This is a genomic window from Polaromonas sp. YR568, assembly GCF_943371715.1.
Classification (GTDB): domain Bacteria; phylum Pseudomonadota; class Gammaproteobacteria; order Burkholderiales; family Burkholderiaceae_C; genus Polaromonas.
In genome coordinates, this window is sequence record NZ_CALRVW010000009.1 from 90,101 (window position 1) to 116,409 (window position 26,309).

Genomic DNA, 26,309 nt, shown 5'->3' on the forward strand with positions numbered 1-26,309 from the left:
CCATGACACGCCCTATCCGCTCCCAGTACGAACATTTCATGCGCCATGTGGACACCCACGGCGTGTTCAAGGCCGACCGCACCGGCACCGGCACCAAAAGCGTGTTCGGCTACCAGATGCGTTTCGACCTGAACGAAGGCTTTCCGCTGGTGACCACCAAAAAGGTCCACGTCAAGTCCATCGTGCATGAGCTGCTGTGGTTTCTGCAGGGCTCGAGCGACAACAACTGGCTGAAGGCGCGCGGCGTCACCATCTGGGACGAGTGGGCGCGCGAAGACGGCAGCCTGGGCCCGGTCTACGGTGTGCAGTGGCGCAGCTGGCCGACACCGGACGGCGGCCACATCGACCAGATCGCCGAGGTCATCCAGACCCTGAAAACCAACCCCGACTCGCGCCGCATCATCGTCAGCGCCTGGAACGTGGCCGATCTTTCCAAGATGGCGCTGATGCCCTGCCACGCGTTTTTCCAGTTCTACGTGGCCCCGGCCACCGAGCCGGGTGGCAAGGGCAAGCTCAGTTGCCAGCTCTACCAGCGCAGCGCCGACATTTTCCTCGGCGTGCCCTTCAACATCGCCAGCTATGCCCTGCTCACCCACATGGTGGCGCAGCAGTGCGACCTGGACGTCGGCGATTTCATCTGGACCGGCGGCGACTGCCACATCTACAGCAACCACGCCGAGCAGGTGGCGCTGCAGCTGAGCCGCGCGCCCTTCCCCTACCCGACGCTCAACATCAAGCGCAAGCCCGCTTCAATCTTTGATTACGAGTTCGAAGACTTCGAGTTCCTCGAGTACGAACACCATCCGGCGATCAAGGCGCCGGTCGCGGTTTAGGGGCCTTGATGGCTATCCAGGGCGTCAGCCACATCACCTTCATTGTGCGCGACCTGGATCGCATGGCGCGGTTTCTTTGCCAGGGCCTGGGTGCGAAAGAGGTCTACGACAGCAAGGCCAGGAATTTTTCGCTGTCACGGGAGAAATTTTTCATGCTCGGCGACATCTGGCTGGCTGCCATGGAGGGCGAGCCGCCGGCCGAACGCAGCTACCAGCACCTGGCCTTGAAGGTGGAAGCCGGAGAGCTGCCCGGCTTTGAAGCCCGGCTTCGCGCCTTGGGGGCAGAGGTTAGGCCGGCGCGGCCGCGCATCCCCGGCGAAGGCCAATCCCTTTATTTTCACGATTTCGACAATCACCTGTTTGAGCTGCACACAGGAACCCTGGAAGAACGGCTCAGGCAGTACAACGCATGAAATCTCCCCGCATCAACCTCATCTACGCCCGCGCAGCCAACGGCGTCATCGGCAAGGACGGCACCATGCCGTGGCATCTGCCGGAAGACCTGGCGCACTTCAAGCAGCTGACCCAGGGCTGCCCGGTCCTCATGGGCCGCAAGACCTGGGACTCGCTGCCACCGAAATTCCGCCCGCTGCCGGGACGGACCAACATCGTGATCACGCGGCAAGCGGACTGGCAGGCCGAAGGCGCGCAGCGCGTCGGCAGCCTCGAAGAAGCCCTGGAGTTGACCGGCGCTGCGCCCGAGGTCTGGGTCATCGGCGGTGCGCAGATTTACGCGCAGGCCGAGCCGCTGGCCAGCCGCATCGAAGTCACCGAGATTGCCGGGGATGTTGACGGCGACGCCCACGCCCCAACGCTTGGCCCTGGCTGGCGCGAAACCGCCCGCCATGACCACTTGGCCGCAAGCGGCCTGCCCTACAGTTTTGTTACGCTGGAACGCCCATGAAAATCGCGACCTGGAATGTCAACTCGCTGGCGGTGCGTCTGCCGCAGGTGCTCGACTGGCTGGCCGCCAACCCGGTCGATGCCTTGTGCCTGCAGGAACTCAAACTCAGTGACGACAAGTTTCCGCTGGAGGCGCTGGCAGCCGCCGGTTACCAATGCGCCGTTTTCGGGCAGAAGACCTACAACGGCGTGGCCATCCTGAGCCGCACGCCGCCGCGCGACATCGTCAAGAACATCAACGGGTTCAGCGACGAGCAGTCGCGCGTGATTGCCGCCACGCTGGACACACCGCAGGGCGAGCTGCGGCTGGTCAACGGCTATTTCGTCAACGGCCAGGCGCCGGGCACCGACAAGTTCGAGTACAAGATGCGCTGGCTCGACGGCCTGCGCAGCTGGCTCAAGGCAGAACTCGCGGCCCACCCCAGGCTGGTGGTGGTCGGTGACTTCAACATCACGATGGACGACCGCGACACCTATGACGCCGAAGGCCTGCGCGAAACCATCCACCACACGACCGAAGAGCGCGAGCACCTGAAAGCGCTGCTGGGGCTGGGCCTGCACGACGCCTTCCGCCTGTTCGAGCAGCCGGAAAAAAGTTACTCGTGGTGGGACTACCGCGAGTTCGCCTTCCGCCGCAACCGCGGCCTGCGCATTGACTACATCCTGGTCAGTGACACGCTCAAACCTGCGGTGAAGGGCTGCGTGATCGACAAGCTGCCGCGCAAAAACGAGCGGCCCAGCGACCATGTGCCGGTGATCGCCGAGTTCGATCTGCTATAAATAACATAGCTTCAAGCGACCGCCAGTCAGGGGCTTCGGCACATTTTTATCTAAAGTCGGCGCAACACCTGCCCGGGCGACTGGGGTGATTCAGCCACCTTCCCCAGCGCATGCCGCTGGCCGTTGCAGACTTCATGGCTGATGGCGAGGTTCTCCGCGTGGCTGTTGCCGCCCTCGCTCAGGGGCCGGATGTGCTCCAGCGTGGCAGCGGCCGGCAACACATGCTGGCCGCAGACCCAGCACGGCACCTGGCCATGCAGCTGGCGCGCCACGGTTTTGTAGATCTTGTCGCGGGTCAGTGCTAAACGGCTCATGGCAGGACTTTAAATCACGAGATGCTAGCGTAGGGCTCTTCAATCCAGCCGGGGCCGCGGGTCCGGCTTTGCCGGCCCGCAGGCGCAGCGGCTCCCTTGGGGCTGGAGCCTGCGGCTCCAAAGCTGTTTGAGCAGCTTTGGACAGGCGACAGAGGCGAAGCGTCCCGCGAGCCGCGGCCTGCAAGGCTCGGGCGCTACACGCAGTGAGCGACCGTGGGGGCCGTGTTCACTCTAAATTCAGTTCCTGGATTTTGCGCGTGATGGTGTTGCGGCCTATGCCCAGCTTCTGCGCAGCTTCGATGCGGCGCCCGCGCGTGTTGAGCAGCGCCGTCTGGATCAGCTTGGACTCGAAGCGCCGGGTCAGCACATCCCACACGTCGCTGCGACCGGTCGCCAGCAAGGCCATGGCCTCGGCTTCGAGCCCGCTTTCCCAGGTGCTGCTGCCGCTGGCTGTCGCGGGCGGGCTGCCAGCCTCCGCAAGCGGCACTGCGGCGCCGCCATGCGAAACGTCTGCCGCCGCAGCCCGCGGCAACTCGGCCGGCACGGACAGCGGCCGCTGCGGTGCCGTTCCGCCTTCGACCAGCACCGGCGACCGCCCCGGTTCGGGCACCGCGCCCAGCACCTCGGGCGGCAGGTCCTTGGCTTCGATGACCTGGGCCGGCGCCATCACGGTGAGCCAGTGGCAGATGTTCTCGAGCTGGCGCACATTGCCGGGAAAACTGAAGGTGCTCAGTTGCTGCAAAGCCGCATCGGAAATGCGCTTGGGCTCCACTCCGAGCTGCTTGGCGCTTTGCTGCAGGAAGTGGCGCGTCAGCATGAACACGTCTTCGCGCCGCTCGCGCAGCGCCGGCAGGCGCAGGCGGATCACGTTGAGGCGGTGGAACAGGTCTTCCCGGAAACCGCCTTCCTTGACGCGCTGCTCCAGGTCCTGGTGGGTCGCGGCAATCACGCGCACATTGGTCTTGACCGCGTTGTGGCCGCCGACACGGTAGAAGTTGCCGTCGCTGAGAACACGCAGCAATCGCGTCTGCAGGTCAAACGGCATGTCGCCGATCTCGTCGAGAAACAGCGTGCCGCCGTCGGCCTGCTCGAAGCGGCCACGGCGCATGGTCTGCGCGCCGGTGAAGGCGCCGCGCTCATGGCCAAACAGTTCGGACTCGAGCAGGTCTTTCGGGATGGCGGCGGTGTTGATGGCCACAAACGGGCCGTTGGCGCGCGGCGAATGTTTGTGCAAGGCACGCGCCACCAGTTCCTTGCCGGAGCCGGACTCGCCGGTGATCATCACCGTCACCATGCTCTGGCTCAGCCGGCCGATCGCGCGGAACACGTCCTGCATGGCCGGCGCCTGGCCCAGCATCTCGGGCGTGGCGGCCATGCGTTCCTCGGCCACTTCCTCGCGCTGGCTTTCCTCGACGGCGCGGCGGATCAGCTCGACCGCCTTCGGCAGGTCGAACGGCTTGGGCAGGTACTCGAAAGCACCACCCTGGAAGGCCGACACGGCGCTGTCCAGGTCGGAGAAGGCCGTCATGATGATGACCGGCAGGCCGGGCAGTTTTTCCTTGACCTTCTCGAGCAGGTCCAGCCCCGATCCGCCGGGCATGCGGATGTCGCTGACCAGGATCTGCGGGCCGTCTTCTTCGGTGGCGGTTTCCAGCGCGCTGAGCACTTCACGCGGGTTGGTGAAACTGCGCGTTGGCAGGCCCTCGCGCAGCAAGGCTTTTTCCAGCACAAACCGGATGGACTGGTCGTCGTCCACAATCCAGATCGGTTTCATGTTCTCGTCCCTTTGGTAAGACCGGTTATCCGTGAAAGACAACGGACGTCAAGGCAGAGGTATCAGCAACTTGAAGTCCGTGCGGCCGGGGACACTCTCGCACTCGATCAAGCCGTGATGTTGCTGAACAAAGGTTTGCGCCAATGTCAGCCCCAGTCCGGAACCGCCTTCGCGCCCCGAGATCAGGGGATAGAAGATGCGGTCCTTGATGGAGTCCGGAACACCCGGTCCATTGTCGATAACATGCAATTCCAATGCCAAGCGATAACGCTGCTTGCCAAAAGTTACCTGCCGGGCAATTCTTGTCCTGAAAGTGATCTGCGCGTCCCCCGCGGCAATACGCTCGGCGAGCGCCTGCGCGGCGTTGTGCGCGATGTTGAGCACGGCCTGGATCAGCTGCTCGCGGTCGCCGCGAAAGTCGGGAATCGAGATGTCGTAGTCGCGCATCACGCGCAAGCCCTTGGGGAACTCGGCCAGGATCAGCGAGCGCACCCGTTCACAGACCTCGTGGATGTTGACGTCGCCCACCAGATGCGGCCGGCGGTGCGGTGCCAGCAGGCGGTCCACCAGGGACTGCAGGCGGTCGGCCTCATGGATGATGACCTGGGTGTACTCGGTCAGCTCCCTGGACTCGATCTCCATCTGCAGCAGTTGCGCCGCGCCACGAATCCCGCCCAGCGGGTTCTTGATCTCGTGCGCCAGGTTGCGGATCAGCTCCTTGTTGGCCTGCGCCTGGTCGATCAGGCGCTCTTCGCGGTCCTGCTTGGCCTGCTGCTCGAGCGGCAGCAGCTCCACGATGGCCTCGCCCGGTGTGTCGGTCTGCGCCACCACCACATGCACGGGCATGGGTTCACGGTTCAGCGGCTTGAGCCAGGCGTCGTAACGCAGCGCGGCAAATTCATTGCTGCCGGCGCCTTCGAGTGCGTTGTGCAGGATGGCCGGCTCGGTGAAGCAGTCCGGGAGCTGGGAGCCTTCGATGGTACGGCGCGAGGTGCCCAGCGCGTCTTCCAGCGCCGCGTTGGCAAACACCACCACACCGTTGGTACGCACCACGGCGACCAGTGTGGCCAGCAGGTCAAAGGACTGGAAACGGGGGATGGCCGGAGCGGCCGCGGGCGCGGAAAGAGTGGGAGTAGGCTTTTTCAAGCCTTCCATTCTGACGCAGAACGGCTTACTGACGGACGGTGTTTACCGGCAAACGGGAAATTTCACGCTTCAGGCCGGCGATGTCGCTTTCGTGGCGGGCGATGCTTTCCTTCATTTCAGCGACACGGTCGAGGTAGCGCTGGTAATTGCGCCCTTCGATGCCCTGCTTCTCCGGCTGGCCGTTGTTGTACTCTTTTTGCTGCTCGGCGAGCCGGAGCTCGGCCTTTTTGAGTTCGGACTCCAGGATGGCGCGTGTGTCGCTGTCCCGGGCGCGTTGCGCGTCGTTGCTGGCGGCGGGTGATGCCTGCGCCGCGGCAGCCACACGCACCGCAGCAGGCCGGCTCTGCGGCAGGGTCTGGACCACCGTCACATTGCCGCCTTCAATCTGCCGGCAACCCCGCGACTGCGCATCCCTGGCATTGTTGATGTATTCGGGCGCAGCGCCTTCCTTGCCGCCGCAGCGGTAGATGCGCTCCTGCGCGAACGCGGCAGAGACACTGCTGGCGAGAAGAAGGGTGGAAATTGAAAGAAGTACTGTAGGTTTCATGCGTAACCCCAAGCGCCTGTTAGGGCAAGGACGGTCTGTCAGTATCCCGCAAACGTGTCAAAAAGCAAAATGGGCTACCAGATAACCATGCGACCCAATAAAAAAGGACGGCTTTCGCCGTCCTTTTTTGACCACAGACTGTAAAAAATTACAGTGAGTAGTACATGTCGAACTCGATCGGGTGGGTGGCCTGGCGCAGACGCGTGACCTCGCCCATTTTCAGCTCGATGTAGGCGTCGATCATGGAATCAGTGAACACACCGCCCTTGGTCAGGAAGCTGCGGCCCACATCGAGGCAGTCCAGCGCCTGGTCCAGGCTGTGACACACGGTTGGCACTTTCGCATCTTCCTCGGGCGGCAGATGGTACAGGTCCTTGGTGGCGGCTTCGCCCGGATGGATCTTGTTTTCCACGCCATCGAGACCGGCCATCATCAGGGCCGAGAAGCCGAGGTAGGGGTTCATCAGTGGATCGGGGAAACGCGCTTCGATACGGCGGCCCTTGGGGTTGGCGACGTAAGGAATGCGGATCGAAGCCGAGCGGTTTTTCGCCGAGTAAGCCAGCTTGACCGGCGCCTCGTAACCAGGCACCAGGCGCTTGTAGCTGTTGGTGCCGGGATTCGTGATGGCGTTGAGCGCGCGGGCGTGCTTGATGATGCCGCCGATGTAGTACAGCGCGAAGTCGGACAGGCCGGCGTAGCCGTCGCCGGCAAACAGGTTCTTGCCGTCTTTCCAGATCGACTGGTGCACGTGCATGCCGGAGCCGTTGTCGCCAACGATGGGCTTGGGCATGAAGGTGGCGGTCTTGCCGTAGGCATTGGCCACGTTCTGCACCACATACTTGAGGATCTGCGTCCAGTCGGCGCGCTGCACCAGCGTGCTGAACTTGGTGCCGATCTCGTTCTGGCCGGCACCGGCCACTTCGTGGTGGAACACTTCAACCGGGATGCCCAGCGATTCGAGGATCAGGGACATCTCGGCGCGCATGTCCTGCGTGCTGTCGACCGGTGGCACCGGGAAGTAACCGCCCTTGACGGTCGGACGGTGGCCGCGGTTGCCGCCTTCGAGTTTGGCGCCCGAATTCCAGGGGGCTTCGTACTCTTCGATCTTGAAGAAGGTGCCCGACATGTCGGTGTTCCAGCGCACGTCGTCGAAGATGAAAAATTCAGGCTCGGGACCGAAATAGGCGGTGTCGCCCAGACCGGAAGCCTTGAGGTAGGCCTCGGCGCGCTGTGCAATGGAGCGCGGGTCGCGGTCGTAGGCCTTGCCGTCGCTGGGTTCCAGCACGTCGCAGCTCATGAAGAGCGTGGTTTCTTCGAAGAACGGGTCGATGTTGGCCGTCTTCGGGTCAGGCATCAACTGCATGTCGGAAGCTTCAATGCCTTTCCAGCCTGCAACAGAAGATCCGTCAAAGGCATGGCCCGAAGTGAATTTGTCTTCGTCAAAGTGGGACACCGGCACGGTCACGTGCTGCTCTTTGCCCCGGGTGTCGGTAAAACGGAAGTCAACAAACTTGACTTCGTTTTCCTTGACCATTTTCATGACGTCTGCGACGGTCTTTGCCATCAGAATCTCCTGTTGCTGGATGGTGGTTAAAAAATTGTTTCGGCGTGGTCGAATGCACTTTTTGTGCCAAACCGCCCTCGCGGGTGTTTGCCGGTGATTTAAGGCCAAGCCCCTGATTGTGCCGTCATCCGGCCCCTGTTTGGGTGGCGCCGGACCGGCAAAACCGCAAAAGCCGCGAGAAAGTTGGCGCACCAAATAAGTGCGATATGCATTTGCACCGTATCGGTGCAATCTTTCAACGCACCAATTCAGGGCCCAGCTTGGCATTAAAAGTGTGCAGGCCCGCCAGCAAGGCCGGGTAGGCCGCGTTGACCGCGTCCGGCGCGCCCTTCACGCCCAGTTCGATGTGGCGACCGTACTCGGGGTGGTCCACGCTGGGCAGGCTGAACACCTTGACCCCGCTGTGGTTGGCCTCGATGTCGAGCATCAGTGGTGTCAAAGCGGCCTCCATCGACCCCATCACGATCACCGACTTTTCCGTGTAAGCCAATTTTTGGTGCAAGCCGGCATAGTGCGTGTCCAGCAGCCACTCCATCATCGGCCAGGCCATGACGGGGAAACCCGGGACGAAGTGGACGGCGCCCGCCCCCACCTGCACACTGAAACCCGGGATCTTGTTGTAGGGGTTGGGAATGATGGCAGCGCCGGCCGGAAACATGCCCATGTTCAGGCGGTGGATGTTGTCATGCCGGTCCGGCTCATAAGGCACGCCCTGCTCCCTGGCGATGTCCTGCATGCGCTCCCGGATCAGGCGTTCGGCCTCGGGGTGCAGCGCCAGCTCCACCCCCAGCGCGCGTGCGGCGCACTGGCGGGTGTGGTCGTCCGGTGTCGCGCCAATGCCGCCGGTGCAGAAAACGACATCGCCCGTGGCGCGGGCGGCGGCGAAGGCATGCGCCAGGGTGGCCGTGATGCGATCAGGGTCGTCGCCCACGTAGTCGGCATAACTGAGCGGCAGGCCGCGCGCGGCCAGCAGTTCAATGACCTTGGGCAGGTGTTTGTCGACGCGTTTGCCCGACAGGATTTCGTCGCCGACGATGATGAGTCCGAAGTGTGTGGTCATGGAAAAAACCGGAAAGTCATGGAAGGGAACCGGGCTGGCCACCCGGCGCGCCCAGGGTCGGTGCAGGCCCCGCAGGGCCTTGCAGCAGCAGGTCATCCGCTATCGTTTCAATAGCATCTTGCGCAAGGGGGTCGGGGGCCAGGGCATTGTTCTGCTTGCGAAGCTGCTCCAGCGCCGCCAGGCAGTAGTGGGAAAACCAGAGGGATGAAAAGGCAAACACCAGGGTGTAGATCCAGATCGCCACCGGCACGAGGATGGGCGCCATGGCGACAAACATCGCCCCAGAGGCCCAGATCAAGCTGGGCGCGGCGCCCAGGTAGCCGCTGAGCACGCCGATGCCGAGCAGGCTGCCGCGGTGGCGGCGAAAGAGTTCGCGCCGTTCTTCGGCACTCGCATGATCGACCAGCGCGTCGTAGGCCATCACCCGGTAGGTCAGCCAGCCCCAGATCAGCGGCGGCAGAATCAATATCAGCGGCGGAACCAGCCACAGCGGCATCGAGACGACCAGCGCGATGGCAGCCAACAGGGTCGAGCTGAGCGACCAGGCCAGACTGGCCAGCAGCGAGCCGCCTTTTTTTCGCTCCAGCAGCGGAAAGCGGCGCTCGGCCACCAGCGCCACCATGGCCGGTGTCATCAGCAGCGCGACAAACAGCAGCGCGGCAATCACGATCACGGGAATCGCCATGAAAAGCAGCAGCGCCGGCGCCAGCACCACGCGCAGGTTGCCCAGCCCCAGGCCCTCCAGCCAGCGCACCATGGTGCTCAGCAGCTCATAACTTTCCAGGCCACTGCGCACGGCGGCCAGGGCGTCTTCCCAGAAAAAATAGCCCAGCCCGAGCGAGATGACGACCATGATGATCAGCGGCAGAAACGACAGCGCAATCACCCGTGGGTGCAGGCAGTACATCGTCGCCCGCCAGAACGAATCAAGAAGCTTGTTCATGAAAGCAGTGTAGCCCCGCTGTATGTAGAGCCCCACGTTCAGTGGGCGGAACCAGCTGGGGCCGCGGGACTGGCTTTGCCAGACCGCAGGCGCCGCCCCCTTGAGGGGGGAACAGGCTACACGCAGTGAGCCTGGACGGGGGTGGTTTAAGCTTTTCCGACTAGACGCTTCAGCCCCACCCACTGCTGCGACCAGAAACCGCGGCCGTAGTCGCGCGACTGCTCGACCTGGTCGCGTATGCCGGTCGGGTCGTAACGATGTTCGAAGTTGGCGGTGCCGAAAAACACATCCCACCAGGGCAGCAACACCCCGAAGTTGTGGCCCCGGGCCGTGTTGTTGCCCGCCGGCTCGTGGCCGATGCCTATGCTGTGGTGCATCCGGTGAAAACGCGGGCTGACCCACAGGCGCTCACCCACCTGTCCGAACCAGAGCCGGACATTGGCATGCTGCAGGCTTTCGCTGAGCTGGGTCAGGGCCACGATGGCGATGAACTGGCCGGGCGCCACACCGATCAGCTGCGCAGCCAGCACCAGCAGGCAGTCAACCGCGATGTCGTCGAGCAGGTGGTTGCGGTTGTCGCTCCACATCGTCATCTGGCGCTGCGCGTGGTGCAGCGAGTGCAGGCGCCACCAGATATCCAGCTGGTGCTGGCCGCGGTGAATCCAGTAGCCCAGGAAGTCAAACGCCACCAGGTAGATCAGGAAGCTGACCACCGCGCCATCGGTCACGCCGGGCCAGAGCTGGTCGAGGTGAAAGGTGCCGTAGCCGGCGGTGCGCAGCACACCGAACAGTTCGTCAAACACCGGCTCCAGCGTCAGAAACAGGGCAATGCGGAACAGGCCCAGCCGGTGGATCAGGGTGTAGAGGATGTCGGTGCGGACGGTGGCGCGGTCCTGCACCGGCTCCACCGGCCGCCAGCGCTGCAGCGGTCCGAACACCACCAGCAGCACCAGGATCTGGATAACGCCGACCATGAACCAGGCCGTCCCCACGAAAGCGTCCTCGAGAAAGTTGGCCAGGCCCAGCGCGAACAGGACCGGCTGCACCACGGCCTCGAACAGCCATTGCTGCATGGCAGAAAAGCCGTTGCTCACCCCGTTGATCAAACTGTCCATGGTGCTATTTTGCCGCGGGCGCGGTGGCGGGCCGGGTGCTGGCGACCCAGGCCTGGTAACGCGGGTGCTCGCGCAGCGTCGCAAAACAGAAGCCGCGTTCCTTCAACCCGACAATCAGCGGCTCCAGCACGGCTGGAGCCCACGGGTCCTGGCGTGACCAGATGCCGAGGTGGGCCAGCAGGATGTCGCCCGGCCGGATGTCGCGCAAGGCCTTTTTCAGCAGCAGGTCGTTGGGGTAGGGGCCGCTGGGCAGCTCGTCGCCCAGAAAACCGGCGGGCGACCAGCCCACATGTTCATAACCGCAGGCTTTGGCCGCCGCCAGCAAGGCCGGCGAGGTCTTGCCGCCCGGCGCGCGGAACAACGGCAGCGGCTTCTTGCCGGTGATGGCCTCCAGCCGCGTGCTGGAACGGCCGATCTCTTCGCAGTACTGCGCGGCCGTCCAGGTGAACTCCCGACCCTCGGACGGGCCGGCCGAGGGTTTGATCCGGAATTGCGTCGGCCCGCCCGCCGCCGGCCGCAGGTCGGCGCGCCAGTAGCTGTGGTCCCAGGTGTGGGAAGCGAATTCATGGCCCTCGGCGGCGCGCGCCTTCCACCAGGGCGCCCAAGCCGCGCCCAGGCTGCCGTCCCCGGTTTTTGTGCGCTCGTTGGCGGCAAAAAAAGTGACCTTGACCTGGTGCTTGTTGAGAATGTCCGCGATCAGCGGCGCCACCTCCATGTGGCCGGTGTCCAGCGTCAGGTACACCGGCTTGCCGGGCTTGCCTTGCGCATCCAGACAGCCTTCAGCCCAAGCGGGTCGGGCACCAGAAGCTATGAAAAACGTAGCAATCAATAGCGCAACGAACGGTCGCAGAGCCCTCCCCTTCAAGCCGGGGCCGCGGGTCCGGCTTTGCCGGGCCGCAGGCGCTGCGGCCCCTTTCTCTGTGCCAGGTGCAGGGAGTTGCCGCAGGCTCGCAGTGAGCAACCGTGGGGGCTTATCTAGGGGCGTGATCCAGCGTCCAGACACCATGAGGGCTCTTTCCAACATTGACCTGGCGCACCACCTTGCGGCTGGCCATGTCGATCACCGTGAGTTTGCGCGCCCAGCGCGACGTGACATAAATGAATTTGCCGTCGCGCGAGACATCCATGCAGTCGGGCCCGCCGGGCGCCGGGTACACGTCCACCACGGCCATGGTCTGCAGGTCGATCTTGCTGATGCTGTTGCCCACGCGGTTGCTGACCAGCACATGGCGGCCGTCGCCCAGCGCGCGAAAGGCATGCGCACCCGCGCCGGTCTTGATGAGGCGGCTGCGCTGCGGCTGCTTGCCGCTCACGTCATAGACCTCGACCGAGTCGCTGCCGGTCAGTCCGACCAGCAGGAACTTGTCGTCGGCCGTGCCGAACACGTCGGCGGGCACCGAACCGGTCGGCGTGCGCCACTTGATGGTCTGGGTCGGCAGGTCGATCGCGATCAGCTCGTCGCTGTCCTGCATCGACGAATACACCGTGGTGCTTTTGCTGTCGATCCACAAATGGCTGGGCGTCTTGCCGGTGGGAATACGTTTGACCAGGGTGACATCGGTGCCGTCCCAGCGGTAGATGTCGATGTGGTTGAGCCGGTTGGCCGCCGTGACAAACCACTTCATGTCGGGCGAAAAGCGCAGGTGGTAGGGGTCGATGATGCCGCGCACCACGCGCTGGACCTCGGCGGTCCGGGGGTCGATGAAGGTCAGCGTGTCCGACAGCGCGTTGGCCACGATCACCGATTTTTCGTCAGGCGTGAGGTACAGATGGTGCGGCTGCTTGCCGGTGGGGATGCGCCGGGTTTCCGTCCAGTCGACCGGATTGATCACGCTGACGCTGTCACTGAGCGAATTGAGCACCAGCAGGGGCATGGTCGAGGTCTGGGCCAGGGCCGGGACAGCGGCTGCGCCCAGCCAGGTGCACAGGACGGCGGCAAACAAACGGAGGGGGAAATTCACGCAAGGGCTTTCTTCGGACAACCGGCAAGTTTACCGGCAGGCTTTTCATAACGCGCCAGGGGCCCGGTCCGCTTACATCCCTTACGATCCGGTGATGAATTTGACAGAGATCGCCGGCACACGGCTTGAAGTACAACACATCGCCGGATCGGCCGGCCTGGCGCCGCTTGTTTTCCTGCACGAAGGCCTGGGCTCGGTCAGTCTGTGGACCCAGCGCGGCCGCAGCTGGCCAGAAGCGCTCTGCCAGGCCACAGGCCGCGCCGGCCTGCTCTATTCGCGGCGCGGCTATGGCCGTTCCGACCCGGTGCCCGATGTGCGCGGCGCCGGCCGGCTGGCGCCCGACTACATGCACCGCGAAGCCTGGGAGGTGTTGCCGGCCCTGCTGGCCAGCCAGGGCATCGCCCGGCCCGTGCTGCTGGGCCATTCGGACGGCGCCAGCATCGCCCTGCTCCACGCCAGCCGACATCCGGTGAGCGCCGTCATCGTCATGGCGCCGCATTTGATGGTCGAGGATGTCGCCGTGCAGGCGATTGGTGAAGCGACAGCGGCCTTTGAGTCGGGCGGATTGAGGGAAAAGCTGGCCCGCCACCACGCCGATGTGGACAGCGCCTTCTGGCAATGGAACGATGTCTGGCTGTCGCCCGGCTTTCGCAGCTTTGACATCCGGCCCGACTGCCGGCGCATCCGCGCACCGCTGCTGGCCATCCAGGGACTGGGTGATGAATACGGCACGCTGGCGCAGCTCGACGAGCTGGCGCTGGCCGCGCCGCAGACCGTGCAACTGCGGCTACCCGAGTGCGGCCATTCGCCGCAGCGCGACCAGCCGGAGAGGACGCTGGAAGCAGTTGCCGCTTTCCTGCAGCGGTTGCCGTAACGCTATCGATTCAATAGCTATCAACGCCCGTCAGACAAGCGCCAGAGGCACTTTCCACCATCGGACACGGGGGTTCTGGCAGTCAGCCGGCAATGGCCGCCAGATCCTGCGCCGTCAGCCAGCGCCACTGGCCGGGTTTCAGGTCGGCCGGCAGATCCAGCGACCCGATGCGTGAACGGTGCAGGCCCGCCACGTCTTCCACCCGGTTGCCCACCGCCGCAATCATGCGTTTGACCTGGTGGTACTTGCCCTCGGTGAGCGTCAGGCGCAGGGTCTGATCGCCGGTTTTTTCGCAGGCGGCGGCGCGCACCGGCTTCGGGTCATCGTCCAGCACCACGCCCGCCAGCAGCTTGGCAACCTGCTTGTCATCGACCGGGTGTTTGGCTGTGACCTCGTACACCTTGGGCACATGGTGCTTGGGTGAACTCATGCGGTGGATGAACTTGCCGTCGTCCGACAGCAGCAGCAGGCCTGTGGTGTCCTGGTCCAGCCGCCCGACCGCTTGCACCCCGGCCGCCGCCCCGCCGCCGCGCTGGCGAATCGGCGCCGGCAGCAGGGTGTAAATGCTCGGGTAGGTACTGGGTTTTTGCGAACACTCGTAGCCGGCCGGCTTGTGCAGCATCAGATAGGCCTTCTCGTGGTATTCCCAGTCCACGCCCTGGACCGTGAACCTCAGTCCCTCCGCTACAAAATCCATAGCTGGCTCCGTACAGGGGACGCCGGCTACCGCCACAAAACCCTGTTGAATCAGGCCGGCGCAGACGCGCCGCGTGCCAAACCCCTGGGAGAAAAGAATGTCCTGCAGTTGCATGTTTTTTGCCATGTGCCTATTGTCGCCGGGCCGGACACGGTCCCGGCCTACCGCGCAACAGCCCGTCGGCTTTCAGGGGCCGGCCGGGCGTCTGGGTAAGCTTTTCCCGATCGATGCAACGGATTCCGGCACGCCGTGCCGCGCAGCCAAAGCATCACACCCTCCGTTTTTCGACCCATGATGAAAAAAAAGCGCCTTGTGCTGACAGTTTTGCTCACTTTCCTGATCACCGTGGCTGGCGTGCTGCTCGTCCTGAACTTCAGCACCGGTGAAAAAAAGGTCGACCGCGAGTTGCCGCGCCTGTACGCCACGCACGACCCCCAGTTCCGCCGCGCCATGGGCGCCCTGCTCGGCCCCGCCCTGGTGGGCGGCAACCGGGCCCGGGAGCTGCTCAACGGCGACCAGATCTTTCCCGCCATGCTGCAGGCCATCCACGGCGCCCAACGCAGCATCACCTTTGAAACCTACATTTACTGGTCCGGCGATGTGGGCCGCCAGTTCGCCGACGCGCTGGCCGAACGCGCCCGGGCCGGCGTGAAGGTGCATGTGCTGCTGGACTGGGTCGGCAGCGCCAAGATCGATGCCTCGTTTTTGGAGGAGATGGAAGCGGCCGGCGTGGAGATCCGCAAGTTCCACAAGCCGCACTGGTACAACCTGGCGCGCATGAACAACCGCACCCACCGCAAACTGCTGGTCGTTGACGGCAAAACCGGCTTCACCGGCGGCGTGGGCATTGCGCCCAAGTGGACCGGCGCCGGCCAGGACGCCGACCACTGGCGCGACTCCCATTTCCAGATCGAGGGCCCGGCCGTCGCCCAGATGCAGGCGGTGTTCATGGACAACTGGCTCAAGGTCACCGGCAAGGTGATGCACGGCGAAGCCTATTTCCCGGCCCTGCAGGCGGTCGGCAGCAGCGACGCCCAGGTGTTTTCCAGCTCGCCCTCGGGCGGCAGCGAAAGCATGCAGCTGATGTACCAGCTGTCCATCACCGCGGCCGGGAAAAGCATCGACCTGTCGAGTGCCTACTTTGTCCCCGACGAACTCACCACCCGGGCTCTGACCGATGCCCTGAAACGCGGCGTGAAGATCCGCATCATCACGCCCGGAGAAATCATCGACACCGACACCGTGCGTGCCGCGTCGCGTGGCAGCTGGGGGCCGCTGCTGGAGGCCGGCGCGCAGATCCACGAATACCAGCCCTCCATGTACCACTGCAAGGTCATGATCGTGGACCAACTGCTGGTCTCGGTCGGCTCGACCAACTTCGACAACCGCTCCTTCCGCCTCAACGACGAGGCCAACCTCAATGTCTACGACGAAACCTTTGCCGCGCGGCAGACCCGGGTGTTTGAGGACGACCTGAAGCGCTCCCGACAGATCACCTACGAGGAATGGGCAAACCGCCCCCTGAAAGAAAAGTTCAAGGAACGGCTGGCGCTGCTGCTCGAGTCCCAGCTTTGACAGGGTGTGCCTCCGGCCACCCTCAAATGCCGGCGGTTGGCCGGTCGAACTGCGATTTTCCAAAGAAAAAGGCCGCTGACTATCTCTAGTTAGCGGCCTTTGTCAGGTCGGATGGTGGAGCTGGGGGGATTTGAACCCCCGTCCGCAAGCCTTGTTCGGGCAGATCTACATGTTTAGCGGTCTGATTTGAGTCTCGCCACCTGTGTCGCGCAGTCGCACGCTACACAGGACGCCAGCACCCTATTTTCTTGCCCCGGGTTAAGGTACCCAGCCCGGAGCCAGCCGATGAAATTATCTTTACAGCCGGGAGCATTCAGCTTGCGCTAAACACCCCTTGCCCAGCCCATCGGCCTGCTGTTGTAAAGCTCACTGGCAATTAAGCAGCGAGTGCGAAACGTTCGTCGTTTGCAGTTAGTTTGTTTGAATCAGTTTTACGAGCACACTCAGCTCGACATGCACCACACCGCGTCCGAACCCACGTCGAAACCAATGCAGCCCCAAGCAGAGTAGTTTAAGCCATCCGCAGCAAATTCAAGAGGGAGGACGGCGAAACAATGGTGGCGTCGGCTTTCCAGTGCCGGGTATCGGCCAGCGCGCCGAGGTAACCATAGGCTGCGGCCACGGTCGGCATGCCGGCGGCGCGCCCAGCGACGATATCCCGCTCGTCATCACCGACATAGACACAACGCCCGGGATGGAGCTGGAGCTGACGGGCGGCTTCCAGCAACGGCGCCGGATGCGGCTTGGCGTGCGGGGTGGTGTCGCCGCTGATGATGGTCTGCGCGGACTCAAACAGAGGCATCCTGCGCGTCAGCGGCAGGGTAAAACGCGCCGATTTGTTGGTCACCACGCCCCATTTGAGGCCGGAACGGTCAATTTGCGCGATCAGCTCGGCCACGCCGTCAAAGGCATAGGTGCGCTCGGTCATGCAGGCTTCGTAATTGGCGAAAAACTCTTCCTTCAGATCGCCGAAACCGTCGTCGTCGGGCGTCAGCCCGAAAGCAATGCCAATCATGCCGCGCGCACCGGCCCCGGCCATGGGACGGTAGTCGGCCAGCGGCAGCGACGCCAGACCGCGGTCGGTGCGCATCTTGTCGGCGGCAGCGCCCAGATCGGGCGCACTGTCGATCAGCGTGCCGTCCAGATCGAACAGCACCGCCTCAATGTCGTTGAACATCGGCCCCATCACGGTTTCTGCGTGGCCAGCAGGTAGTTGACGCTGGTGTCGGCGCTGAGCCAGTAATGGCCGGTCAGCGGGTTGTATTCCATGCCTTTGGTCTGTTGCAGATCGAGCCCGGCACGGCGGCAATAAGCGGCCAGTTCGCTGGGTTTGATGAATTTGGCGTATTCGTGGGTGCCGCGCGGCAACAGGCTCAGCACGTACTCCGCACCAACGATGGCAAACAGAAAGGCCTTGGCATTGCGGTTGATCGTGGAAAAGAACACCTGACCGCCGGGCTTGACCAGCGTCGCGCAGGCCCGCACCACGGAGGACGGATCGGGCACATGCTCGAGCATTTCCATGCAAGTCACCACATCAAAGCTCCCTGGCTGTTCGGATGCCAGAGCTTCAGCACTGATCTCCCGGTATTCGACACCTTGGGTATTGGCCTCCAGCGCATGAAGCTGCGCCACTTTCAGCGCCTTGCTCGCCAGGTCGATGCCCAGAACCTGGGCGCCCCGGCGGGCCATGGCATCGGCAAGAATGCCGCCACCGCAGCCAATATCGAGGACGCGCTTGCCCTGGAGCGGCGCCAGGCCCTCGATCCAGCCCAACCGCAAGGGATTGATCTGGTGCAGGGGGCGAAACTCGCTCTCGGTGTCCCACCAGCGGTGGGCCAGATCGGAAAATTTGGCCAGTTCGGCCGGGTCTGCGTTTTCAGTGGTGTGCATAGGTCCGATTATCGCCCGCCCATAAAAAAACCGCGCCGTAGCGCGGTTTTTTAAGCGATCCGTGAAGGATTACTTGTTGGCGCGGGTGCCAACCACTTCGATTTCCACGCGACGGTTCTTGGCGCGGCCTTCGGCGGTCTTGTTGTCAGCAACTGGCTGTTTCTCGCCTTTGCCTTCAGTGTAGACGCGGTTTTTCTCGATGCCCTTGGACACCAGATAAGCCTTGACAGATTCCGAGCGGCGAACCGACAGCTTCTGGTTGTAGGAATCGCTACCCACTGCATCGGTGTGACCGACAGCAATGATGACTTCCAGGTTGATGTCCTTGATCTTGCCGACCAGGTCGTCAAGCTTGGCTTTGCCTTCAGGCTTGAGCACAGACTTGTCAAAGTCGAAGAACGCGTCAGCAGCGTAAGTGACCTTGGTGGCTGCGGGAGGAGCTACTGGTGCAGGAGCAGGAGCAGGTGCAGGTGTTACAACAGCAGGTGCGGGAGCAGGAGCTGCTACAGGAACAATAGCGCCGTCGCAACCTGGAGCGGCAGTAGCCGGGGTCCAGTTGGAATCGCGCCAGCAGTATTCGTTGGTTCCGTTTTTCCAGACCAGCTCATTGGTGCCGTTTTTCCAGTTGTCAATTGTTTGTGCACCAGCGGCGGTTGCAAGCGCTGCGGAAGCAAACAACATTGCCACTTTGTTGAGTTTCTTCATGGTTCTCCTCTAGAGAAAAGCCGCAGACTTGCTGCGATTGGATACACGCCGTAAGTGACCATCACTCAAAGCGTTACAGTTATTGTGCCATAGCTCATTGACCGTTCAAGCGCGCTAGCGGCTTCGTCTGACAGAGAATCGAGAATCCTTTGTTTTCTGTTGCGGACTTGCCACACCCCGATCAGACCCGGCTCAGGCCTTAAAATCAGCAGGCTTATCTCCCTGCGCGTTGCAATATCCTTTTCAGGCCTCTCATGACCCAGTTTGCCAAAGAAACCCTGCCCATCAGTCTTGAAGAGGAGATGCGGCGCAGCTACCTGGATTACGCAATGAGCGTGATCGTGGGTCGCGCCCTGCCAGATGCGCGCGATGGCCTCAAACCGGTGCACAGGCGCGTGCTGTTTGCGATGCACGAGCTCAACAACGACTGGAACCGGCCTTACAAGAAATCGGCCCGTATCGTCGGCGACGTGATCGGCAAGTACCACCCGCATGGCGACCAGTCGGTGTATGACGCGATTGTCCGCATGGCCCAGGATTTTTCCATGCGCCACATGCTGGTGGACGGCCAGGGCAACTTCGGTTCGGTGGACGGCGACAGCGCCGCGGCCATGCGTTACACCGAGGTGCGCCTTTCCAAGATCGCCCAGGAGATGCTGACCGACATCGACAAGGAAACCGTCGATTTCGGGCCCAACTATGACGGCAGCGAAAAAGAGCCTCTGGTTCTTCCTTCGCGCATCCCCAACCTGCTGATCAATGGCTCGGGCGGCATCGCGGTGGGCATGGCCACCAACATCCCGCCGCACAACATCAACGAGGTCGTGGATGCCTGTCTGCACCTGCTGAAGAACCCCCAGGCCAGCATCGATGAACTGATGGAAATTATCCCGGCGCCCGACTTCCCCACCGCCGGCATCATTTACGGCATCAACGGGGTCAAGGACGGTTACCGTACCGGCCGCGGCAAGGTCGTCATGCGTGCGCGCTGCCACTTCGAGGACATCGACAAGGGCCAGCGCCAGTCCATCATCGTGGATGAGCTGCCTTACCAGGTCAACAAGAAGACGCTGCAGGAACGCATGGCCGAGCTGGTCCACGAGAAAAAAATCGAGGGCATCAGCCACATCCAGGACGAAAGCGACAAGTCCGGTATGCGCCTGGTCATCGAGCTCAAGCGCGGCGAAGTGCCCGAGGTGGTGCTGAACAACCTGTACAAGCAGACGCAGCTGCAGGACACCTTCGGCATCAACATGGTGGCGCTGGTCAATGGCCAGCCCAAGCTGTGCAACCTGAAAGACCTGATCCAGGTGTTTCTGTCGCACCGCCGCGAGGTGGTCACGCGGCGCACGGTCTACACGCTGCGCAAGGCGCGCGAGCGCGGCCATGTGCTGGAGGGCCTGGCCGTCGCGCTGGCGAACATCGACGACTTCATCGCCATCATCCGCAACGCGCCGACACCGCCGGTGGCCAAGGCCGAACTGATGCTGCGCCCTTGGGACAGCAGCCTGGTGCGCGAAATGCTGACACGCACCCGCGCGGACGGCGGCGTGGTCAATGCCGACGACTACCGCCCGGACGGGCTGGAGAAAGAGTTCGGCATGGGCAGCGACGGCCTGTACCGCCTGTCCGAAACCCAGGCCCAGGAAATCCTGCAGATGCGCCTGCAGCGCCTGACCGGCCTGGAGCAGGACAAGATCGTTGCCGAGTACAAGGAAGTCATGGCGGAAATCGACGACCTGCTCGACATCCTGGCGCGTCCGGAGCGTGTTTCGACCATCATCGGCGAAGAACTCGCCGTCATCCGCCAGGAATTCGGCCAGTCCAAGCTGGGCCTGCGCCGCAGCCAGGTCGAGCACAGCTCGTTCGACCTGAGCACCGAAGACCTGATCACGCCGACCGACATGGTGGTCACGCTGTCGCACACGGGCTACATCAAGAGCCAGCCCCTGTCGGAATACCGGGCGCAAAAACGCGGCGGCCGCGGCAAACTCGCCACGGCCACCAAGGAAGACGACTGGGTCGACCAGCTCTTCATCGCCAACACGCACGACTACATCCTGTGTTTTTCCAACCGCGGCCGGCTTTACTGGCTCAAGGTGTGGGAAGTGCCGGCAGGTTCGCGCGGCTCGCGGGGCCGGCCCATCGTCAACATGTTCCCGCTGCAGGAAGGCGAAAAAATCACGGTGGTGTTGCCGCTGACCGGCGAAAAGCGGACCTTCCCGGCGGACCAGTATGTGTTCATGGCGACCAGCATGGGCACGGTCAAGAAAACCCCGCTCGAAGACTTCAGCAACCCGCGCAAGGCCGGCATCATTGCCGTGGACCTCGATGACGGCGACTACCTGATAGGCGCCGCGCTGACCGACGGCAAGCATGACGTGATGCTGTTCTCCGACGGCGGCAAGGCGGTGCGTTTCGATGAAAACGACGTGCGTCCGATGGGCCGCAATGCCCGCGGCGTGCGCGGCATGATGCTCGACGAAGGCCAGGGCGTGATCGCGATGCTGGTGGCGGAAGATGAGGAACAAAGCGTGCTGACGGCCACCCAGAACGGTTACGGCAAACGCACCTCCATCCAGGAATACACGCGCCACGGCCGCGGCACCAAAGGCATGATTGCCATCCAGCAAAGCGAGCGCAACGGCAAGGTCGTCGCCGCCACCCTGGTGCACACCGACGATGAAATCATGCTGATCACCGACAAGGGCGTGCTGGTTCGCACCCGCGTCAGCGAGATCCGGGAGATGGGCCGCGCCACCCAGGGCGTCACACTGATCGGCCTCGACGAAGGCTCCCAGCTCAGCGGCCTGCAGCGCATCGTGGAGAACGATGCCAGCCTGGACGACAATGAACCCGACACAGACACAGGCACACCTGCCTCCAACCCGGAAACGAATTGATGAAAAAACTGCTCACCACCCTCCTGATTGCAGGCTGCGCCTTCTCGGCTGCGAGCCAGGCCCAGACGACTGATCCCAAGCTCGAGTGGGCCACCCGGCTGGTCGCCCTGCAACAGGGACCGGACCTGGACAGCCTGGTCGAACAACTGGCCGGCAGCGCCACCCAGGACCTGATCGCCGGCTGGGAATCCCGGCTGGAAACCTCCGTCCCCGCGGCCAAGCAGGCCAAGGCCACCGAAGAACTCAACGCCGAGCTTGCCAAGTTCGCCGCAGATGCCAACAAGATCATCGGCAGCAAGGTCAGCCAGGCCAACCGGGATGCCCTGGTGCCGGCCTACATGGACCGCTTCACCCTGGACGAACTCAAGCAGCTCACCGCTTTTTTCGAGTCTCCCGCCGTGAAAAAATACAAGGCGACCACGCCTGACCTGGTCAATGTGTTTGTGAAAAAACTGGTGGACAGCTCCAAAACCGAGATCCAGGCCCGCGCCAAGCAGTTCAATGAAACCGCCACCAAAATCGTAGGCAATGCTCCAGCGGCCAAACCTGCACCCGCGGCCAAACCCGCGAAGAAATGACGCGGGGTTGTCCCCCCAAGCCGGCGCGCCGTCGCCCAACCTTCCGCCTTTGCGACGCCCGCCTGCCCGCCGGGCTTGAGACGCCTTATCCATGACCCAAAGCCTCCAGCAACTTCGCGTAAAAATCGATTCGGTCGACCAGCAACTGCTGGCGCTCCTGAACCAGCGTGCCGCGCTGGCCAACGAGGTCGGCGAGATCAAGCGCCAGGACGGCTCGCCGGTCTTCCGGCCGGAACGTGAAGCCCAGGTCATCCAGGGGCTGCAGGCGGCCAACCCCGGCCCGCTCAAAGGGGACAACATCGCCCACATCTGGCGCGAAGTCATGTCGGCCTGCCGCGCGCTCGAGGCACCCCAGCGCGTGGCCTACCTCGGCCCTGCCGGCACCTTCAGCGAGCAGGCCGCGGTGCAGTTTTTCGGCTCCAGCATCGAACACGTGCCCTGCGCCAGCTTTGACGAGGTGTTTCGCGCCGCGACGGCCGGCACCGCCCAGTTCGGCGTGGTCCCGGTGGAGAACAACACCGAAGGCGTGGTGACACGCACGCTGGACCTGTTCCTCAATTCACCGTTGCATGTGGTGGGCGAGACCAGCCTGCTGGTGCGCCACAACCTGCTGCGGCTGTCCGCTTCGCTGGACGGTATCGAGGTGGTGCTTGCCCACGCCCAGGCCCTGGCTCAGTGTCAGGGTTGGCTCAGCACCCATTTGCCAAACGCCGAGCGGCGCGCGGTCTCCAGCAATGCCGAAGGCGCGCGCCTGGCGGCCAGCAACCCCGCGTGGGCCGGCATCGCCAGCGAACGTGCGGGCGCCGAATTCGGCCTGCACATTGCGGCCCATGCGATCCAGGACGACGCCTTCAACCGCACCCGCTTCGCAGTGATCTGCCTGCCGCAGGTGCTGGGCGCGCCGCAGGCGTCGGGCAAGGACTGCGTCAGCCTGATCGTGTCGGTTCCGAACAGGCCGGGCGCGGTCCACGACATCCTGGTCCCGCTGAAGACCCACGGCGTGTCGATGACACGTTTCGAGTCACGCCCTGCCCGCTCGGGCCAGTGGGAGTACTTCTTCTACATCGATTTGCAGGGCCACCCTTCGCAGCCCAATGTGGCGGCGGCCCTGAAAGACCTGCAGCAGCTTTGCGCGTTCTACAAAGTGCTGGGCACCTACCCGGTCAGTGACTGAAAAAATGAATCAATTGCAGGCAACCTTGGCACCCCTTCATGTTTGAACAGTTAGGTCTGATCGGCTGCGGCCTGATGGGTGGCTCCTTTGCGCTGGCGCTCAAACGCGCCGGTCTGGTCAAACGGGTGGTGGGTTACAGCAAGTCGCCGTCCACGACCGAGCGCGCGCGCCAGATGGGCGTGATCGACGTGGAAGCACCTTCGGCATTGCTGGCGGTCTCCGGCGCCGACATCGTGCTGCTGGCCGTGCCGGTGTCGGCCACCGAGGCCACCTTCAAGGCCATCCGCCATCTGGTGACGCCCACCACGCTGATCATGGACGTCGGTTCCACCAAGCGCGATGTCGTGGATGCCGCACGCCGGGTGCTGCGCGATCACCTCGGTTGTTTTGTGCCGGCCCATCCAATCACCGGGAAGGAAGTCTCGGGTGTCGAACATGCCGATGCGGACCTGTACACCGGCAAGCAGGTCATCCTGACGCCGATCGAGCGCACCTTCACGGTCCAGCTCCAGAAAGCCGTGGATGTCTGGACGGCGCTGGGCTGCAATGTCGTGAAGATGTCCCCCCAGTCGCATGACGCTGCGTATGCCGCCGTCAGCCATCTGCCGCACCTGATCGCGTTTGCGCTGATCAACAGCATCTCCGGCCAGGCCCAGGGCAAGGACTACCTGTCGCTGGCCGGCCCGGGGTTTCGCGACTTCACCCGCATTGCGGCGAGCGACCCCAAAATGTGGCGGGACATCCTGATTGCCAACCGGGAAGAGCTGCTGGAGCAGTCGAAGATTTTCCAGGCCAGCCTGCACTCGCTTGAAAAGCTGATCAGCAGCGGCGACGGCGATGCGCTGGAAGCAGGCATCGACCACGCCAGCCATACGCGCGCCAACTGGCGGATCACTCCCCCCAAAGCCCTCAAATAGGCGCGGGGCCATGTTCGATACCGAGTTCCTGGACATTCCAGCACTGACGGGCGCCGGTGGCAGCGTGCACCTGCCCGGCTCCAAAAGCATTTCCAACCGGGTCCTGCTGCTCGCGGCGCTGAGCGAGGGCCGCACCACGGTGCATGACCTGCTCGCCTCCGACGACACCGCCGTGATGCTGGCCGCGCTGCGCCAGCTTGGCTGCACGGTGGCGCAAAGCGGCAACAGCGCCGTCATTGACGGCCTGGGCGGCCAGCTGGCGCCAAGGCAGGCCAAACTTTATCTCGGCAACGCGGGCACCGCCATGCGGCCGCTGACAGCGGCGCTGGCGCTGCTGGGTGGCGACTTTGAACTGTCGGGCGTGCCGCGCATGCATGAGCGTCCGATCGGCGATCTCGTCGATGCCCTGCGCGGCCTCGGTTGCGCCATTGACTACTTGGGCGAAGACGGTTTTCCGCCGCTGCGCATCCGTACCGGCCAGCTCACACTGGATGCGCCCATCCGCGTGCGCGGCGACGTATCCAGCCAGTTCCTGACCGCCCTGCTGCTGGCCCTGCCACTGGTGGCCACACGCGATATCCACATCGATGTGATCGGCGAGCTGATTTCCAAACCCTATGTCGACATCACGCTGAACCTGTTGGCGCGTTTCGGCATCGCCGTCCGGCGCGAGGGCTGGCAACGTTTCACCATTCCGGCCGGTAGCCGCTATCGATCGCCCGGCGAGATCCATGTCGAAGGGGACGCTTCATCCGCTAGCTATTTCATAGCGCTTGGCGCAATAGCAGCGGGGGCTGCAGGCCAAAATGGCATAGAAATTGCCGGTGTGGGCGCGGACTCCATCCAGGGTGACATCCGTTTTGTGGACGCCGCGCGGATGATGGGCGCCCACGTCGACAGCACGCCCAATACCTTGCGTATCTCGCGCGGCGCCTGGCCGCTCAAGGCCATCAGCCTGGACTGCAACCACATTCCCGATGCGGCCATGACGCTGGCCGTGATGGCGCTCTACGCGGACGGCACCACCACGCTGAGCAACATCGCCAGCTGGCGCGTCAAGGAAACCGACCGCATCGCCGCGATGGCCTGCGAGCTGCGCAAGCTGGGGGCCAGCGTGGAAGAAGGTGCCGATTTCATCCGCATCACGCCGCCCGTCCAGTGGCGCACCGCCGCCATCCACACCTACGACGATCACCGCGTGGCCATGTGTTTTTCGCTGGCGGCCTTCAACCCGGCGCGCCTGCCGGTGCGCATTCTGGATCCGAAATGTGTCGCCAAGACCTTTCCGGACTACTTCGAAACCCTGTTTTCGGTGTCGGTGACCGAGCGCCAGCTGATCCCGGTGATCTGCGTGGACGGCCCCACCGCATCGGGCAAGGGCACGCTGGCCGCCCTGGTGGCGCAGCGCCTCGGTTATCACTACCTGGACTCGGGCGCGCTGTACCGGCTGACGGCGTTTGCCGCCGGCCTTGCCGGCGTGGCGCTCGATGATGAAGCCGGCGTAGCCGCCGTCGCACGCACCCTGCCGGTGCGTTTTCAAGGCGACCGGGTGTTCCTGGGCCAGGAAGACGTGTCGGACGCCATCCGCAGCGAAGCCGCTGGCATGGCCGCCTCCCGGGTGTCGGTGCATCCTGCCGTGCGCGACGCCCTGACCGAGTTGCAACGGGGCTTTCGGCAACTGCCGGGACTGGTGGCCGACGGGCGGGACATGGGCACCGTGATTTTCCCGGACGCCGTGCTGAAAATCTTCCTGACGGCGAGCGCCCGGCACCGTGCGGAACGGCGCCATAAGCAATTGATTTCAAAGGGAATTCCGGCTACAATAGCCGCGATTCAGCAGGATTTGGAGGCAAGGGACGCGCGTGACATGTCACGGCAATCCGCTCCTTTGAAGCCCGCTGATGACGCCAAGCCACTGGACAACTCCGAGCTGTCGATTGAAGAATCGGTGGTCCAGGTGTTGAACTGGTGGCAAGGCGCCCGGCCCTTCTGACACTCAACGCACGCCAGTGCTCGGTCAGCAGGATCATTTAACCTAACCTGCGGTTCATCC

At 63.5% G+C, this 26,309-nt stretch carries 25 protein-coding genes and 1 other RNA gene; 11 read left to right on the forward strand and 15 right to left on the reverse strand.

Annotated elements, in window-relative coordinates:
• The first annotated feature begins 2 nt into the window (after nucleotides 1–2).
• Genes AAG813_RS08950 through xth form a run of 4 tightly spaced genes read left to right on the forward strand, consistent with a single transcriptional unit; the run spans nucleotide 3 to nucleotide 2,516 of the window.
• Nucleotides 3–833 (forward strand): thymidylate synthase, encoded by an 831-nt coding sequence (locus tag AAG813_RS08950; RefSeq protein ID WP_341914039.1) that lies wholly within the window; start codon nucleotides 3–5, stop codon nucleotides 831–833.
• An 8-nt stretch (nucleotides 834–841) separates the two neighbouring features.
• Nucleotides 842–1,246: a FosX/FosE/FosI family fosfomycin resistance hydrolase gene (fosX, locus tag AAG813_RS08955; RefSeq protein WP_341914041.1), complete on the forward strand. Its 405-nt coding sequence runs from the start codon at nucleotides 842–844 to the stop codon at nucleotides 1,244–1,246.
• Nucleotides 1,243–1,737, forward strand: coding sequence for a dihydrofolate reductase (locus AAG813_RS08960; RefSeq protein WP_341914043.1), 495 nt, complete (start codon nucleotides 1,243–1,245; stop codon nucleotides 1,735–1,737). The genes fosX and AAG813_RS08960 overlap by 4 nt, the downstream gene beginning before the upstream one ends.
• Nucleotides 1,734–2,516, forward strand: coding sequence for an exodeoxyribonuclease III (gene xth, locus AAG813_RS08965; RefSeq protein ID WP_341914045.1), 783 nt, complete (start codon nucleotides 1,734–1,736; stop codon nucleotides 2,514–2,516). The genes AAG813_RS08960 and xth overlap by 4 nt, the downstream gene beginning before the upstream one ends.
• Before the next feature lie 50 nt (nucleotides 2,517–2,566).
• Here the strand turns inward: xth and AAG813_RS08970 are convergent, their stop codons facing one another.
• From AAG813_RS08970 to AAG813_RS09015, 10 genes are all read right to left on the reverse strand, one after another.
• Nucleotides 2,567–2,830, reverse strand: coding sequence for an HNH endonuclease signature motif containing protein (locus AAG813_RS08970; RefSeq protein ID WP_341914048.1), 264 nt, complete (start codon nucleotides 2,828–2,830; stop codon nucleotides 2,567–2,569).
• A 226-nt stretch (nucleotides 2,831–3,056) separates the two neighbouring features.
• Nucleotides 3,057–4,604: a nitrogen regulation protein NR(I) gene (ntrC, locus tag AAG813_RS08975; RefSeq protein ID WP_341914050.1), complete on the reverse strand. Its 1,548-nt coding sequence runs from the start codon at nucleotides 4,602–4,604 to the stop codon at nucleotides 3,057–3,059.
• 48 nt (nucleotides 4,605–4,652) lie between these two features.
• Nucleotides 4,653–5,759, reverse strand: coding sequence for a nitrogen regulation protein NR(II) (gene glnL / locus AAG813_RS08980; RefSeq protein WP_341914052.1), 1,107 nt, complete (start codon nucleotides 5,757–5,759; stop codon nucleotides 4,653–4,655).
• Between the two features lie 16 nt (nucleotides 5,760–5,775).
• Nucleotides 5,776–6,297: a hypothetical protein gene (locus tag AAG813_RS08985; RefSeq protein WP_341914054.1), complete on the reverse strand. Its 522-nt coding sequence runs from the start codon at nucleotides 6,295–6,297 to the stop codon at nucleotides 5,776–5,778.
• Nucleotides 6,298–6,445: 148 nt separating this feature from the next.
• Entirely contained in the window at nucleotides 6,446–7,861 is a 1,416-nt protein-coding gene (glnA, locus tag AAG813_RS08990; protein ID WP_300571601.1) for a type I glutamate--ammonia ligase, read from the reverse strand.
• A gap of 235 nt (nucleotides 7,862–8,096) precedes the next feature.
• Nucleotides 8,097–8,921 carry a molybdopterin-binding protein gene (locus tag AAG813_RS08995; protein ID WP_341914058.1) on the reverse strand — a complete coding sequence of 275 codons (825 nt, stop codon included), beginning with the start codon at nucleotides 8,919–8,921 and terminating at the stop codon, nucleotides 8,097–8,099.
• Between the two features lie 16 nt (nucleotides 8,922–8,937).
• Nucleotides 8,938–9,864 (reverse strand): EI24 domain-containing protein, encoded by a 927-nt coding sequence (locus AAG813_RS09000; RefSeq protein ID WP_341914060.1) that lies wholly within the window; start codon nucleotides 9,862–9,864, stop codon nucleotides 8,938–8,940.
• 146 nt (nucleotides 9,865–10,010) lie between these two features.
• Nucleotides 10,011–10,979, reverse strand: a complete 969-nt coding sequence (locus tag AAG813_RS09005; protein WP_341914062.1) for a sterol desaturase family protein — start codon at nucleotides 10,977–10,979, stop codon at nucleotides 10,011–10,013.
• 4 nt (nucleotides 10,980–10,983) lie between these two features.
• On the reverse strand, nucleotides 10,984–11,751 hold the full coding sequence (locus AAG813_RS09010; RefSeq protein WP_341914134.1) for a polysaccharide deacetylase family protein: 768 nt from the start codon (nucleotides 11,749–11,751) through the stop codon (nucleotides 10,984–10,986).
• Between the two features lie 199 nt (nucleotides 11,752–11,950).
• Nucleotides 11,951–12,940 carry a YncE family protein gene (locus AAG813_RS09015; RefSeq protein WP_341914064.1) on the reverse strand — a complete coding sequence of 330 codons (990 nt, stop codon included), beginning with the start codon at nucleotides 12,938–12,940 and terminating at the stop codon, nucleotides 11,951–11,953.
• A gap of 94 nt (nucleotides 12,941–13,034) precedes the next feature.
• Here AAG813_RS09015 and AAG813_RS09020 point away from each other — a divergent pair, with 94 nt between their 5' ends.
• Nucleotides 13,035–13,814 carry an alpha/beta hydrolase gene (locus tag AAG813_RS09020; RefSeq protein WP_341914067.1) on the forward strand — a complete coding sequence of 260 codons (780 nt, stop codon included), beginning with the start codon at nucleotides 13,035–13,037 and terminating at the stop codon, nucleotides 13,812–13,814.
• Between the two features lie 82 nt (nucleotides 13,815–13,896).
• Here the strand turns inward: AAG813_RS09020 and AAG813_RS09025 are convergent, their stop codons facing one another.
• Nucleotides 13,897–14,625 carry a 16S rRNA pseudouridine(516) synthase gene (locus AAG813_RS09025; protein ID WP_341914136.1) on the reverse strand — a complete coding sequence of 243 codons (729 nt, stop codon included), beginning with the start codon at nucleotides 14,623–14,625 and terminating at the stop codon, nucleotides 13,897–13,899.
• A gap of 180 nt (nucleotides 14,626–14,805) precedes the next feature.
• Between AAG813_RS09025 and AAG813_RS09030 the strand changes: the two genes are divergently transcribed.
• Entirely contained in the window at nucleotides 14,806–16,086 is a 1,281-nt protein-coding gene (locus AAG813_RS09030; protein WP_341914070.1) for a phospholipase D-like domain-containing protein, read from the forward strand.
• A gap of 112 nt (nucleotides 16,087–16,198) precedes the next feature.
• Here the strand turns inward: AAG813_RS09030 and ssrA are convergent.
• The 4 genes from ssrA to ompA form a co-directional block, all read right to left on the reverse strand.
• Nucleotides 16,199–16,585, reverse strand: a transfer-messenger RNA (tmRNA) gene (gene ssrA / locus AAG813_RS09035).
• A 12-nt stretch (nucleotides 16,586–16,597) separates the two neighbouring features.
• Nucleotides 16,598–17,263, reverse strand: a complete 666-nt coding sequence (locus tag AAG813_RS09040; RefSeq protein ID WP_341914071.1) for an HAD-IA family hydrolase — start codon at nucleotides 17,261–17,263, stop codon at nucleotides 16,598–16,600.
• Between the two features lie 8 nt (nucleotides 17,264–17,271).
• A complete protein-coding gene (gene ubiG, locus AAG813_RS09045; protein WP_341914073.1) occupies nucleotides 17,272–17,979 on the reverse strand; it encodes a bifunctional 2-polyprenyl-6-hydroxyphenol methylase/3-demethylubiquinol 3-O-methyltransferase UbiG in 708 nt (235 codons plus the stop codon).
• Nucleotides 17,980–18,048: 69 nt separating this feature from the next.
• A complete protein-coding gene (gene ompA, locus AAG813_RS09050; protein WP_341914075.1) occupies nucleotides 18,049–18,684 on the reverse strand; it encodes an outer membrane protein OmpA in 636 nt (211 codons plus the stop codon).
• A 254-nt stretch (nucleotides 18,685–18,938) separates the two neighbouring features.
• On the opposite strand from ompA, the gene gyrA reads away from it, so the two are divergent.
• The 5 genes from gyrA (at nucleotide 18,939) to AAG813_RS09075 (ending at nucleotide 26,249) form a co-directional block, all read left to right on the forward strand.
• Nucleotides 18,939–21,587 (forward strand): DNA gyrase subunit A, encoded by a 2,649-nt coding sequence (gene gyrA / locus AAG813_RS09055; RefSeq protein ID WP_341914077.1) that lies wholly within the window; start codon nucleotides 18,939–18,941, stop codon nucleotides 21,585–21,587.
• The gene (locus AAG813_RS09060) at nucleotides 21,587–22,165 is read left to right on the forward strand and encodes a DUF2059 domain-containing protein (protein ID WP_341914079.1); all 579 of its coding nucleotides are present in this window, start codon (nucleotides 21,587–21,589) and stop codon (nucleotides 22,163–22,165) included. Before gyrA ends, AAG813_RS09060 begins: the two co-directional genes overlap by 1 nt.
• Before the next feature lie 91 nt (nucleotides 22,166–22,256).
• The gene (pheA, locus tag AAG813_RS09065) at nucleotides 22,257–23,339 is read left to right on the forward strand and encodes a prephenate dehydratase (protein ID WP_341914082.1); all 1,083 of its coding nucleotides are present in this window, start codon (nucleotides 22,257–22,259) and stop codon (nucleotides 23,337–23,339) included.
• 38 nt (nucleotides 23,340–23,377) lie between these two features.
• Complete coding sequence (locus AAG813_RS09070) at nucleotides 23,378–24,256, forward strand: prephenate dehydrogenase/arogenate dehydrogenase family protein (RefSeq protein WP_341914084.1); 879 nt, start codon at nucleotides 23,378–23,380, stop codon at nucleotides 24,254–24,256.
• Nucleotides 24,257–24,266: 10 nt separating this feature from the next.
• The gene (locus tag AAG813_RS09075) at nucleotides 24,267–26,249 is read left to right on the forward strand and encodes a bifunctional 3-phosphoshikimate 1-carboxyvinyltransferase/cytidylate kinase (protein WP_341914086.1); all 1,983 of its coding nucleotides are present in this window, start codon (nucleotides 24,267–24,269) and stop codon (nucleotides 26,247–26,249) included.
• The last annotated feature ends 60 nt before the right edge of the window (nucleotides 26,250–26,309 follow it).